The following is a 12,264-nucleotide window of genomic DNA, read 5'->3' on the forward strand; positions in this document are numbered from 1 at the left end:
GCCGCGGGCGCGGCCGCCGGTCAGCGACCCAGGACGTGCTCCGCCGGCTCGACGCCGCCGGCGAACCGGGCGAGCGAGAACGTCGCCACGTCGTCGTCCACCGCGCGGCCCTCGGCGAGGTCGGCCAGCACGTCGCCCATCAGCGCAGAGAACTTGAACCCCTCGCCGGAGTCCCCGCACGCCAGGACCACCCCGCCGGGCAGCCGGTCGATGACGAACCGCCCGTCCGGTGACAGCGTCCAGGAGCAGACCTGCGCGCCGAGCGGGCTGGGTTCCAGGGCCGTCAGGTCGCGGCGGACCCGGGCGAGGACGCGGTCGGTGAGAGCGGGGTCGGGCGTGCGGTCCTCGTCGCCGGGCTCCAGGTCGCGCACGGCGTGGTCCATGCCGATCTTGTAGCCCTGCCCGGGCGTCGGCATGGCGTACATGGCGGGCTCGTCCTGCCCGTCCCGCCCGGGCCGCGGCCCGTCGAAGAGGCACGCGAGGTGATCGGTCGAGCCCGGGTCGGTGGGGTCGCCCACGTGATCCACCTGCTCCAGCCGAGGCCGCAGCGGTAGCTCGACGCCGACGGAGCGCAGCAGCGGCCCGGCGCCCGGTCCCGGGGCGAGGACGACGGCGTCCCCGCGCAGCACCCGTCCGTCCGCGCACACCACCTGCGGCCCGGCGGCGGTCGTGCGCACCTCGCTCGCGACGGGCCCCACGAGGACCTCGGCGCCGGCGCCGGTGAGCAGGCCGGCCTGGGCACGCAGGGCTTCCTCCGCCAGCACCGGGCCGGCGTCGGGCTGCCAGACCGCGGCGCGCCCGTCGGGCCGCAGCCCCGGGAAGTACCGGCCGACGTCGTCGGGCTCGACGACCTCGTACGGCACCCCCTCGGCGTCGAACGCCGCCGTCACCGCCGGCAGCGAGACGTCGTCGCGCCAGAGCAGGCCCCGGCGCAGGAAGACCTCCGTGCCGCTGCGTGCGGCCAGCCGCTCCATCGCCTCGACGCCGCGGCGCGCCAGGCGGACCCGCACGGCGTCGGGGTGGGTCAGCCGCCACAGCCGGGTCTGTCCGGACGAGGAGGACAGCGGGCTCGCGAGCCCGTAGCGGTCCACGAGGACGACGTCGTGCCCGCGGCGGGCGAGCTCGGCCGCCGCCGGAAGTCCCCAGGCACCGGCTCCGATCACGATGCAACGCATACCGGCGATGCTAAGGCCGGGCGGCCGGTCAGTCGGTGAGCGTCAGCTCCGCCCAGGTCCGCAGCAGCGGCCGCAGGTCGTCGTCGTCGAGCCGTACCTGCTCGGCCTCGACGAGGTCGGGGTTGCGCTCGTCGAAGGTCTCGTCGCTGACGATCCGGTGCAGGAGCTCGCGCACCTCGTTCTCCGGGGCGAGGTAGACCTCGGACTCCCGCTGCGCCGCCGCGTCGACCCGGACGAACGCCCACCACCCGTCGGGGAACACGGTCGGACCGGGCCGGGCGAAGTACCACGACACGGTCCAGCCGGGCCCGTCGGTCACCGAGACGCGGATGCGCCGGTGCCGGCCGGAGCGGCTCAGGGCCTCGACGACGTCCTCGTCGTCGGCGTCCCAGGTCACGTCCGCGCCGGCCAGGTAGGACGTGACGACGTCGCGCCCGCGAACGTAGAGGTCCTCCGGTGCAGCGATCCGCTCCGCGTCCATGACCAGACGGTAGGACCACCTGGCGCCGGCCGCCTCACGGCACGCCGGAGGCTGCGCCGTCGTAGCCTGGCCGCATGAGCAGCGCCGACGATCCGCCGGACCGGCCGGGGCACGGGCATGGGCACGGCCACCACACCGTCGCCGAGCTGTTCCCGCGTACGCACGCGGACGCGCCGCCGCGGTTCGTCATCAAGCCCGCACCCGTCCCGCCGCCGACGACGGACCACCCGCCCGACCCCGAGGACGTCGACGCCGCACTGGCACCGGTCGTCGCCTCGCTGGCCGGGCGCCGGCTGGCGGTCCTGACCGGGGCGGGACTGTCCACGGACTCCGGCATCCCCGACTACCGCTCCCCCGGCGCGCCGCCGCGGCACCCGATGACCCACCAGCAGTTCGTCTCCTCGGCAGCGTTCCGTCGCCACTACTGGGCACGCAACCACCTGGGCTGGCGCCACCTGCACGCCGCGCGCCCGAACGCCGGCCACGTCGCGCTGGCCGCCATGGAGGACGCCGACCTGCTCACGGGCCTGATCACGCAGAACATCGACCTGCTCCATCTGCGGGCAGGGTCGCGTACGGTCGTCCACCTCCACGGTCGCTACGACACGGTGGTGTGCCTGAGCTGCGGGAAGACCGTCTCCCGCGAGGAGCACGACGCCGTCCTGGTGGCGCTCAACCCGCACTTCGGGCGGTTCGAGGGCGTGGCCGACCTCGAGGTCGCCCCGGACGCCGACGTCGTGCTGGAGTCGACCGCCGACTTCGAGGTGGCGGACTGCTCGCGCTGCGGCGGCATCCTCAAGCCGGACGTCGTCTTCTTCGGCGACAACACCCCGCGCCACCGCGTGGAGGCGGCGTACGCCCTGGTCGACGACGCCGACGCCCTGCTGGTGGCGGGCTCGTCGCTCGCGGTGATGAGCGGTCTGCGGTTCGTGCGCCGGGCGGCCAAGGCGGGCAAGCCGGTGGCGATCATCAACAGGGGCGCGACCCGCGGCGACGACCTCGCGACGGTGCGCCTCCACGCCGGCACCACCACCGCCCTGCCGCTGCTCGCCGCCGCTCTGACCGCCCCATAGCCGCCGCCCTCGGTTCCGCGGCCGACGTCGGTGAGGATTCGGTGCCGCATCTGCACCGAATCCTCACCACTACACGTGCCGGGCCGCGGAGGTCATGGAGCGGGCGCCTCCGGTCCCTGACTGGAGGCGCCAGCCGTCTCCGGCCCCTGACCGGAGGCGCCGTCCGTCAGCGGATACGGAGCGGCAGCACGGTGTAGCCGCTGCCGGGGTAGGCCGCGCGCGCCGGGACCGCACCCTCGGCGGGCTCGATCGCCGTCGTCGCCGCGAACAGCTCCTCGAGGATCACCCGCAGCTCAAGGCGGGCCAACGGTGCGCCCGGGCAGTAGTGGATGCCGGTGCCGTACAGGAGGTTGTCGGCCGGGTCGCGGTCGAGGCGGAACTCGTCCGGGTCGCCGAAGACGGACTCGTCGCGGTTGGCCGAGGCCCACAGCACCATGACCTTCTCCCCCGCCGGGATCTCCCGGTCGCCGATGGTCACCGGCTTCGTCGTGCGACGGCGGTTCGCGATCAGCGGCGCGTGGATGCGCAGGATCTCGTCGGTGGCGTGCTCGAGCACGGCCGGGTTCTCCCGCAGCTGCTGCTGGACCTCGGGGTGGGTGGCCAGGTACTCGGCGATGATCCCGACGCTGGCGGCGATGGTGCCGAGCTCGCCCACCGTCCAGTTGCGGACGATGGAGACGATCTCCTCGTCGGTGAGCGGGCGGCCGTCGACCGTCTCGGTCAGCAGCTCGGTGGTCGCGTCCTGCGGGGCGTCCGCGCCGGCGGCCCGACGGACGTCGAGCTGGTCGCGGATGTAGCCGTCGAACTCCAGGGCGACGGCGGACATGGCGGCCCGGTCCAGCGCGAGCGTCGCGCGGTGGTTCTTCTTCGTCCACTCGCGCAGCGGCTCGCGCAGGCTCTCCGGCCACCCCATGAAGGCGCACTGGACGTGGTTCGCGAAGGGCTCGGCGAGCTCGGCCATGAACTCGGCCTCGCCGGTGCGGGGCAGCTGCGCCACCAGTGCCGCGGCGATCGCCCGGCAGGCCGGCTCGAACGCGGCCATCTTCTCCGGTGTGTAGTAGCGGTCGACGATCTGGCGGAACACGGTATGGGTGGGCGGGTCCATGCCGTTGGGCACGGACAGGTGCGCGGAGACCTCGTTGGAGTACGTCTCGTGGTCCTGCAGGATCGCCAAGGTGTCCGCGTGCCCGAACACCGTCCAGTTGCCGTAGGCGCTGTGCGCGACCGGGCACTTCCCGCGCATCTCGTCGTACGCGGCGATCTGGTCGCCCTGCACCTCGCCGGAGCGCGGGTCCCAGTCGATGCGTTCGTCCACGGTCATGGCTCCCCCTGACGGGCGTCACCGCCCCCGTTCGTTCGCTGACTCCTCGACCATAGCCCCGCCGTCGGGGGCCACCGGCCGCGTCCGAGGTGATGTCCGCCGCGCCGCAAACCGCCCGGACCCCCTCATTCCGCGACGAACCCGGACAGCCCCTCGGGCTCCTCGTCGTGCACCTCCACGCGGGTGACCTCCGCGTGCCGCGGGCCCTGGTGCAGCCAGGCGATCAGCGCGTCGACGGCGACGTCGTCGCCCTCGACGACCGCCTCGACCGTGCCGTCGTCGAGGTTGCGGACGCGTCCGCCCACGCCGAGGCGGCCGGCCTGCACCTCGCAGGCATAACGGAAGCCCACGCCCTGCACCCGGCCGTGGACCACCACGCGACGGCGGATCATGGTCACAGTGTGCCGCCGGGCCCCGGTCAGCGCAGGTCGGTGAAGAAGTCGCGCAGCAGCGCCGCGCACTCGGCCTCGCGCACCCCGGCGAGCACCTCGACCCGGTGGTTGAGCCGGGCGTCGCGGACCACGTCGCGCACCGACCCGGTCGCGCCGGCCTTGGGGTCCCACGCGCCGAGCACCACCCGGTCGACCCGGGCGAGGACGGCCGCCCCAGCGCACATGGTGCACGGCTCCAGGGTCACCACGAGCGTGCAGCCGGACAGCCGCCAGCTGCCCAGCGCCGCCGACGCCTCCCGCAGGGCGAGGATCTCGGCGTGCGCGGTGGGGTCGCCGTCGGCCTCGCGGCGGTTGCGACCCCGCCCGAGCACCTCGCCGGCCGGGCCCAGGACGACGGCGCCGATCGGCACGTCGCCGTCGCCGACCGCCTCGCGGGCGAGGTCCAGCGCCACGCCCATGGCGCCGGCGAGCGCGGCGTCGGAGGGCGGTGCGGGCGCCCCGCTGGCGGCGGTCATGCCCCCATGATGTCGCAGGCGTGCGACCTGGCCGCCACCCGGCCGCACAGGTCGGGAGTCCGCCGGGCACGGGTTGCCCGCCCGGCCGCACCGGCCGGGAGCCCACCCGGCGCGGGTTGCCCGCCCGGCCGCACTGGTCAGGAGTCCGCCGGGCACGGGTTGCCCGCCCCGCCGCACTGGTCGGGAGTACGCCGGGCGCGGCGTGCGCCCGGTCGCGTACGGGTCCCCACGGCGGCAGCGAACGGGTGCCGCAGGGCAGCCTCGCTGACGCGCGGACCAGGGACGGTAGTTTGGGCGCATGCGCCTGCACGTCGCGGACCACCCGCTGATCGCCCACAAGCTCACCGTCCTGCGCGACGAGCGCACGGAGTCCCCCACCTTCCGGCTCCTGGTCGACGAGCTCGTCACCCTGCTGGCCTACGAGGCGACCCGCGACGTCCGGGTCGAGCAGGTGGAGGTCACCACCCCGGTCGCGGAGACCGTCGGCACGCACCTGGCGTCCCCGCGGCCGCTCGTGGTGCCGATCCTGCGGGCCGGCCTGGGCATGCTCGAGGGGATGACCCGGCTGCTGCCCACCGCCGAGGTCGGCTTCCTCGGGATGCAGCGCGACGAGCAGACCCTCGAGGCGATCACTTACGCCAACCGGCTGCCCGACGACCTCTCCGGCCGGCAGTGCTACGTGCTCGACCCGATGCTGGCCACGGGCCACACCCTCATCGCGGCGATCAACTTCCTGCTGGAGAAGGGCGCGCGCGACGTCACCGCCATCTGCCTGCTCGCCGCCCCCGAGGGGCTGCGCACCCTCGACGAGGCCATCGGGGACCGCGGCGACGTGACGATCGTGACCGCGGCCGTGGACGAGCGGCTCAACGAGCACTCCTACATCGTCCCCGGGCTGGGCGACGCCGGGGACCGCCTCTACGGCGTCGTCGACTGACCAGCGCCGGGCACGACCCCGGCGCCTCCCCGCGCGCCACCGCGGCCGCCTGCCGCTCCCCGTCCGCGGTGGTACCGGCGAAGCCCGGGCGCCGCGGCGGCCCGGGCACGCTGCGGTGAGGATTCGGTGCGGAATCCGCACCGAAACCTCACCATCATCCAGTCCGGGAGCGCGGACGGGGCGGCACCGCGCTACGGCGCGACCGACTGCCGCGCCCGGGCGTGCGTGGCGCGGAACACCTGCAGCGCGCCGTCGAGGTCCTCGCGCAGGTCCTCGACGTCCTCGAGCCCGACGGACAGCCGCACGGTGGTCGGCGCGATGCCGAGGGCGTCGCGCGTGGCCGGGGCGACCCGCCGGTGCGTCGTCGTCGCCGGGTGCGTGACCATCGACTTGGCGTCCCCGAGGTTGTTGGAGATGTCGATGACCCGCAGGGCGTCGAGGAAGGCGAACGTGCGGTCCACGTCCGCGCGCGCGGCGACGTCGGCGCTCGAGGAGGCTGCGCCGTCGAGCGTGAACGTGACGATCGTGCCGCCGCCGGACATCTGCGCCCTGGCCAGGTCGTGCTGGGGGTGCGAGGCGAGGAACGGGTAGCGCACCGACGCCACCCCGGGCCGGTCCTCGAGCCAGGCGGCCAGCTCGAGCGCCGCCGCGTTCTGGGCGCGGACGCGCAGCGGCATCGTCTCCAGCCCCTTGGCGAGCACCCAGGCGTTGAACGGCGCCAGGGTGGGTCCGGTGGTGCGCATCAACGACTGCAGCGGCCCGCGCACGTACTCGCGGGTGCCGAGCACGGCCCCGCCCATCACGCGGCCCTGGCCGTCGATGTGCTTGGTCGCCGAGTAGACGACGACGTCGGCCCCGAGCTCGAGGGGCTTCTGCAGCACCGGGGTGGCGAAGACGTTGTCGAGGATGACGACGGCGCCAGCGGCGTGGGCGAGCCGGGCGATCGCGGGCACGTCCAGGACGTCCTGCATGGGGTTCGACGGCGACTCGAGGAAGACGACGTCGGCGGGCGTCGCCAGCGCGGCGGCCCACTGGTCGAGGTCGGTGCCCGTGACGTAGTCGGTGCGCACGCCCCAGCGGGCCAGCACGTCGTCGAGGACCACCAGGGTGGACCCGAAGAGCTCGCGGGCGGACACGATGCGCGAGCCGGAGCGCACCAGCGCGGCGATCGCGGTGAAGACGGCGGACATGCCGGTCGCGGTGGCGTAGCAGTCCTCGGCCCCCTCGATCAGGGCGAGGCGCTCCTCGAAGGTCGTGACGGTCGGGTTGGTGTAGCGCGAGTAGGTGTAGCGCTCGATGTCCTCGGCGAAGGCGGCCTCGGCCTCTGCGGCGTGGTCGTAGACGAATCCCTGCGTCAGGTACAGGGCCTCCGAGGTCTCCTGGAAGGCGCTGCGGTACTGCCCGCCGCGCACCGCGAGCGTGGCGGCGCGCAGGCCGGCAGGGTCGGTCGCCGGTCGCGGGAGGTCCGGCGGACAGTACGGTAGGTCGGTCGGACAGCCAGGCAGCTCGGACATGGTGCGCTCCTCCATCGGTCCTGGCGGTAGCACCCGTACCGGGTTGCTGCGGCGTCGCCGGGCCAGGTCCCTCGGCCGCTCTGGATGGTTCGCCCGATCGTGGTCCGTCACCCCGCCCCCGGTCCAGGCTTCCCCGGATCCTGAGACCCGGGCCGAGGCATCGTCCGCGGAGTGGGACGACGGCACGGAGCCGCCCCGGCTCCGGCCAGGGTGACCGGGCGCCGGTAGGGTCGGCCCATGGCCGTGGTGGACGTGCGCGTCGAGGCGCTGATCGGCCGACCGGTCGACGAGGTGGCCGGCTTTGCCGGGGACCCCAGCCATGCACCGGAGTGGTACGCCAACATCAGCAGCGTCCGGTGGCGCACCGAGCCGCCGGTCCGGGTCGGCTCCCGGATGGACTTCGTGGCCCACTTCCTCGGTCGGCGGCTGGCCTACACGTACGAGGTGGTCGAGCTGGTCGCGGGGCAGCGACTCGTGATGCGCACCGCCCAGGGCCCGTTCCCCATGGAGACGACCTACACCTGGACGCCGGCGGGCGACGGCACGCGGATGAGCCTGCGCAACACCGGCCGGCCGGCAGGGTTCGCCAGGCTCGCGGCACCGGTCGTCGAGGCCGCGATGCGCCGCGCCACCACCAAGGACCTCGCCCGGCTCAAGGCGCTGCTGGAGCGAGGCACGCGGCGTTAGGTGCGTGCCCGCCCCGACGCCGTCGGTCGGGGCGGTCGCCGAGGTCGCCCGTCCCGACGAGGTGCGGGCCCACCGGCACGTCGGTCGGGGCGGTCGCCGAGTCGCCCCGCCCGGACGAGGCGCACGGCCCGCCGGCGGTCGCGGTTGCCGGACTACCCACCGACGAGTGCGGCGCCCCATACTGCCCCGACACCGGTACCGGCGACCATCCACGGACCGAACGGGAAGGCGCTGTGGCGGTTCGCCGCCCCGGTGACGAGCAGCAGGAGGGCGAGAACACCGCCGAGGGCGAATGCGGCGAGCGTGCCGAGCACGACCTCGCTCCAGCCGAGCCAGCCGAGGAATCCCCCGAGCAGCCCGGAGAGCTTGACGTCTCCCAGCCCGATGCCGGAGGGGGAGATCAGTGCGAGCACGAAGTACGCGAAGGTCACGATCCCCGCCGCTGCCGCCGCGCGTCCCAGGCGCGAGAAGTCGCCCTCGACGGCGGACGCGATCGTGAGGGCACCGAGGAAGAGCACGTAGGTCGGGCCGATGATGCGGTCCGGCAACCGGTAGACCGCGAGGTCGATGGCCACGAGGAGGGCGCACGCCACCGCGAGGAGCGCGAAGGCCACCAGCTCCGCCCAGGAGCTCGCGAGGGTCGCGACGCCGGCCCCGGCGAGCACGGCGACCAGCACGGGGGTCCTGCGGCTCACCCAGGCGGAGTCGGTGGCCGCCAGGCGGCGGGCCCACGGCGTCAGTGCGGCGCCGGCGACGCCGGTCCCGACGGCGGTCAGCAGGACGATCGGCCACGGCATGCGTCCGGTGCTCCCTCCACGTACATCTCGGTCGTTCGTCGCAGCCCGCGGGCGGGCCCGGGACGGGTCAGCTGAACGCGGCGACGATATCCATCACCGCTGGTCCGAGCAGCACGACGAACAGGACCGGGAGGATGCACAGCAGGAGCGGGAAGATCACCTTCACGGGGATCTGCATGGCCTTCTCCTCGGCGCGCTGACGCCGCTTGATCCTCATCTCGGCGGCCTGGGTACGCAGCACGTCCGCGATCGCGATGCCGTAGGTGTCGGCCTGGACCACCGCCCGGATGAAGCGGCGCAGGTCCGCCACGTCGGTGCGCCTGGCCAGGGAGTCGTAGGCCTGGCGGCGGGACTGCCCCATCTGGATGTCCTGCACGGTCCGGACGAGCTCCGCGGCGAGCGGACCGGTGCCGTTCCTGCCCGCGCGCGCCACGGCTGCGTCGAAACCCAGCCCGGCCTCGACGGCGATCGTCATCTGGTCCAGGGTGTCGGCCAGCTCCAGCGCGATCGTCTCGCTGCGCTCCTGGCCCCGGCTGTGCAGCAGCAGCTCGGGCAGGAAGTAGGCCACCACCGCCACGACGGCGACCAGCAGGAACGACAGGGCGGTCGGTTCGGCGCCGAGGTAGAGCAGGCCGAGCGCTCCAGCGAGGACGGCCAGCAGGAGCTTGGCCACGACCACGCGCTCCGACGACCAGTGCTCGGGCCGCCCGGCCCGGGAGAGCAGCCGCTCGATGCGAGCCAGCGACGACCTCGGCGTGAGACGCCGCGCCGTGGCCGCCAGCGCCCGGGCGGCCGCCGAGCTGCCGTCGTCGGCCGGCTCCGCCGGTTCCAGCCCGCGCCGGAGGTTGCTCACCACCTGCTGGCGCGCCCGGTCCGGCCGGGCGACGACGGACCAGACGAGCAGCGGCAGCGAGACGCTGACGGCCGCGACGGCGACCAGGACAAGGGGCGGCACAGGATTCCTTTCTGGGGACGGCAGAGCTCAGAACTTGAAGCTGACGACCTTGCGGAGCCACACGCCGCCGACCGCGAGCATCACCAGGGAGATGCCGATGAGTGCGTAGCCGAGGACGCTCTCGGTGAAGGCGGCGAGGTACGCGGGGTTCGCCACGGCGAGGAAGGCGGTGATCCCGAACGGCAGCGCCATGAGGATGAGGGCCGAGAGCCTGCCCTCCGCGCTTAGCGCGCTGACCTGTCGGCGCAGCCGGCCGCGTTCACGGATGGTGTGCCCCACGCCGTCGAGCACCTCGGCCAGGTTCCCGCCCACCTCACGGTTGATCGCGATCGCCTGGGTGACCCAGTCGAAGTCCTCGCTCGCCATGCGCTGCGACACCTCCTCGAGGGCGCGCGCCAGCGGGCGACCCACCCGCGTCTCGTTGACGATCCGGGCGAACTCGACCGACGTCGGCTCCTCTGCCTCGCGCGCCACGGAGTCCAGCGCCTGCAGGAGGCTGTGCCCGGCCCGCAGGTTGCTCGCCATGAGCTGCAGCGAGTCGTCGAGCTGGTCGGCGAAGGCCTGCTGCCGACGTGCGGCCAGGCGACCGAGGTAGACCTTGGCGACCAGGGGGGCGGCCACCGCGAGGACGACGGCGAGCGCGGGCCCGCCCAGCAGCAGGCCGGTCGCGGCGGCGCCGAGCGCACCGGCGATGACCAGCAGGGTGAAGTCCTGCACCCGCATGGCGACGCCGGCCCGCTCGAGCGCCTCGGCGGACACCGGCCCGCCACGCCGACGAAGGACACGGTCGATGGCGCGCGTGGCGGCGCCCGTCGCCCTGGTGAGCAGGCTCGGCGGCTGCTTCGTGCGCGGACGCCGTCGCTCCGGTGGCACCTGGACCGGCCGTGGGCTCAGAGCGAGGTACGCCCCGATCGCGACCGCCAGGATGACGAGGCCGACGCCGAGAAGGGCCGACCCCGAGGCGGGCAGGGTGGTCATCGGGCGTCCCTCGCCGTGGCGGCGGTCGCGAAGACCTGCGGGGACACGGTGATGCCCAGCTCGTCGAAGCGGTCCGTGAATCGCGGCCGGACGCCTGTCGCCACCGGCCTGCCGAGGAAGCGCCCGTCGGCGCCGACACCGGCGGAGTAGTCGAAGAGGAAGGCGTCCTGCAGGGTCACGGTCTGGCCCTCCATCCCCTGGACCTCGGTGACGGCGGTCACCCGGCGCGTACCGTCCCGCAGGCGGGTCAGCTGGACGATGACGTCGACGGCCGAGGCGATCTGCTCGCGGATGGCACGCAGCGGCAGGTCCATGCCGGCCATGAGCACGAGGGTCTCCAGGCGGGCGATGGCGTCCCGCGGCGAGTTCGCGTGCACCGTTGACAGGGAACCGTCGTGGCCGGTGTTCATCGCCTGGAGCATGTCCAGGGTCTCCCCGCCGCGGACCTCGCCCACGACGATGCGGTCAGGACGCATGCGCAGCGAGTTGCGCACGAGGTCGCGGATGCTGATCTCGCCCTTGCCCTCGATGTTCGGCGGCCGGCTCTCCAGGCGGACGACATGGTCCTGCTGCAGCTGGAGCTCGACGGCGTCCTCGATCGTGACGATGCGCTCCCCCTCCGGGATGAAGGAGGACAGCACGTTGAGCAGGGTCGTCTTGCCCGTGCCCGTACCGCCGGAGACGATGACGTTCAGTCGCGCCTCGACGCACGCGCGGAGCAGCTCGGCCATCTCGGGGGTGAGGGTGCCGAACCCGATGAGGTCGTTGACCTTGAACGGGTCCTTGGAGAACTTGCGGATCGTCAGGGACGAGCCGTTGAAGGCGAGCGGCGGGACGACGGCGTTGACCCGGGAGCCGTCCGCCAGGCGTGCGTCGACGAGGGGGGAGGACTCGTCGATGCGCCGTCCTACCCGCGAGACGATGCGTTCGATGACGCGGCGCAGGTGGTCCTCGGAGGAGAAGCGGGTCTCGGAACGCCTGAGCCTGCCGTTCTGCTCGACGTAGACCATGTCCGGCCCGTTGACCATGATCTCGGTGACCGTGGGGTCGGCGAGCAGGCCCTCGAGCGGTCCGTGGCCCAGCACGTCGTCCTGGACGTTGCTGATCAGCCGCTTCCGCTGCTCGCCGGTGAGCGGAACCTTCGTCTCTTCGACCACGTGGTTCAGCTCGCCGCGGACAAGGGCGTGGAGCTGCTCCTCGTCCAGCGAGGGGTCGTTCAGGCGCGCACCGATCCGCTCGAACAGGGCGGCCGCGGCGTGCTCCTTGAGCTTGGTCAGCGCATCGCTGCCGGGCACCGGCGCAGCAGGGCCGGCAGGCCGTGGGGCCTCGACGGCGGACGTGCGCGCGGACAGGGACCGGTGCTGCGGAGGCTGGGTGGCGGAACCGACGGGCACCGTGGCGGGCGGGCCGGCCGGCACGTGGCCCGCCGGGGACAGGTC

Annotated in this window: 13 protein-coding genes and 1 riboswitch; of the genes, 3 read left to right on the forward strand and 10 right to left on the reverse strand. The window is 73.9% G+C overall.

From position 1 onward, the window contains the following. Nucleotides 1–20 precede the first annotated feature (20 nt). On the reverse strand, nt 21–1,175 hold the full coding sequence (locus GD748_RS02960; protein ID WP_152193689.1) for an NAD(P)/FAD-dependent oxidoreductase: 1,155 nt from the start codon (nt 1,173–1,175) through the stop codon (nt 21–23). A gap of 28 nt (nt 1,176–1,203) precedes the next feature. Further along, nucleotides 1,204–1,656 (reverse strand): hypothetical protein, encoded by a 453-nt coding sequence (locus GD748_RS02965; RefSeq protein ID WP_152193690.1) that lies wholly within the window; start codon nt 1,654–1,656, stop codon nt 1,204–1,206. 74 nt (nt 1,657–1,730) lie between these two features. Here GD748_RS02965 and GD748_RS02970 point away from each other — a divergent pair, with 74 nt between their 5' ends. Next, nucleotides 1,731–2,729 (forward strand): Sir2 family NAD-dependent protein deacetylase, encoded by a 999-nt coding sequence (locus GD748_RS02970; protein ID WP_152193691.1) that lies wholly within the window; start codon nt 1,731–1,733, stop codon nt 2,727–2,729. Nucleotides 2,730–2,895: 166 nt separating this feature from the next. Here GD748_RS02970 and GD748_RS02975 read toward each other — a convergent pair whose 3' ends face one another. The 3 genes from GD748_RS02975 to GD748_RS02985 form a co-directional block, all read right to left on the reverse strand. Continuing rightward, complete coding sequence (locus GD748_RS02975) at nt 2,896–4,050, reverse strand: cytochrome P450 (RefSeq protein WP_152193692.1); 1,155 nt, start codon at nt 4,048–4,050, stop codon at nt 2,896–2,898. A gap of 125 nt (nt 4,051–4,175) precedes the next feature. Further along, the gene (locus GD748_RS02980; RefSeq protein ID WP_152815407.1) at nt 4,176–4,442 is read right to left on the reverse strand and encodes an acylphosphatase; all 267 of its coding nucleotides are present in this window, start codon (nt 4,440–4,442) and stop codon (nt 4,176–4,178) included. A 26-nt stretch (nt 4,443–4,468) separates the two neighbouring features. Continuing rightward, the gene (locus GD748_RS02985; RefSeq protein WP_405002658.1) at nt 4,469–4,957 is read right to left on the reverse strand and encodes a nucleoside deaminase; all 489 of its coding nucleotides are present in this window, start codon (nt 4,955–4,957) and stop codon (nt 4,469–4,471) included. A 298-nt stretch (nt 4,958–5,255) separates the two neighbouring features. Here GD748_RS02985 and upp point away from each other — a divergent pair, with 298 nt between their 5' ends. Next, on the forward strand, nt 5,256–5,894 hold the full coding sequence (gene upp, locus GD748_RS02990; protein WP_152193694.1) for a uracil phosphoribosyltransferase: 639 nt from the start codon (nt 5,256–5,258) through the stop codon (nt 5,892–5,894). A gap of 191 nt (nt 5,895–6,085) precedes the next feature. Here the strand turns inward: upp and GD748_RS02995 are convergent, their stop codons facing one another. Continuing rightward, nucleotides 6,086–7,408 carry an O-succinylhomoserine sulfhydrylase gene (locus GD748_RS02995; RefSeq protein ID WP_152193695.1) on the reverse strand — a complete coding sequence of 441 codons (1,323 nt, stop codon included), beginning with the start codon at nt 7,406–7,408 and terminating at the stop codon, nt 6,086–6,088. 8 nt (nt 7,409–7,416) lie between these two features. Then, nucleotides 7,417–7,499: riboswitch (SAM riboswitch) on the reverse strand. A gap of 146 nt (nt 7,500–7,645) precedes the next feature. On the opposite strand from GD748_RS02995, the gene GD748_RS03000 reads away from it, so the two are divergent. Further along, nucleotides 7,646–8,095 carry an SRPBCC family protein gene (locus GD748_RS03000; protein WP_152193696.1) on the forward strand — a complete coding sequence of 150 codons (450 nt, stop codon included), beginning with the start codon at nt 7,646–7,648 and terminating at the stop codon, nt 8,093–8,095. A 152-nt stretch (nt 8,096–8,247) separates the two neighbouring features. Here GD748_RS03000 and GD748_RS03005 read toward each other — a convergent pair whose 3' ends face one another. From GD748_RS03005 to GD748_RS03020, 4 genes are all read right to left on the reverse strand, one after another. Then, a complete protein-coding gene (locus GD748_RS03005) occupies nt 8,248–8,892 on the reverse strand; it encodes a prepilin peptidase (protein WP_152193697.1) in 645 nt (214 codons plus the stop codon). Nucleotides 8,893–8,959: 67 nt separating this feature from the next. Then, nucleotides 8,960–9,847, reverse strand: a complete 888-nt coding sequence (locus GD748_RS03010) for a type II secretion system F family protein (protein ID WP_152193698.1) — start codon at nt 9,845–9,847, stop codon at nt 8,960–8,962. Nucleotides 9,848–9,874: 27 nt separating this feature from the next. Beyond that, nucleotides 9,875–10,825: a type II secretion system F family protein gene (locus GD748_RS03015; RefSeq protein WP_152193699.1), complete on the reverse strand. Its 951-nt coding sequence runs from the start codon at nt 10,823–10,825 to the stop codon at nt 9,875–9,877. Next, nucleotides 10,822–12,177, reverse strand: a complete 1,356-nt coding sequence (locus GD748_RS03020) for a CpaF family protein (protein ID WP_452176677.1) — start codon at nt 12,175–12,177, stop codon at nt 10,822–10,824. Before GD748_RS03020 ends, GD748_RS03015 begins: the two co-directional genes overlap by 4 nt. Between the last annotated feature and the right edge of the window lie 87 nt (nt 12,178–12,264).

The sequence above is a fragment of the Georgenia subflava genome (assembly GCF_009193155.1).
GTDB lineage: Bacteria > Actinomycetota > Actinomycetes > Actinomycetales > Actinomycetaceae > Georgenia > Georgenia subflava.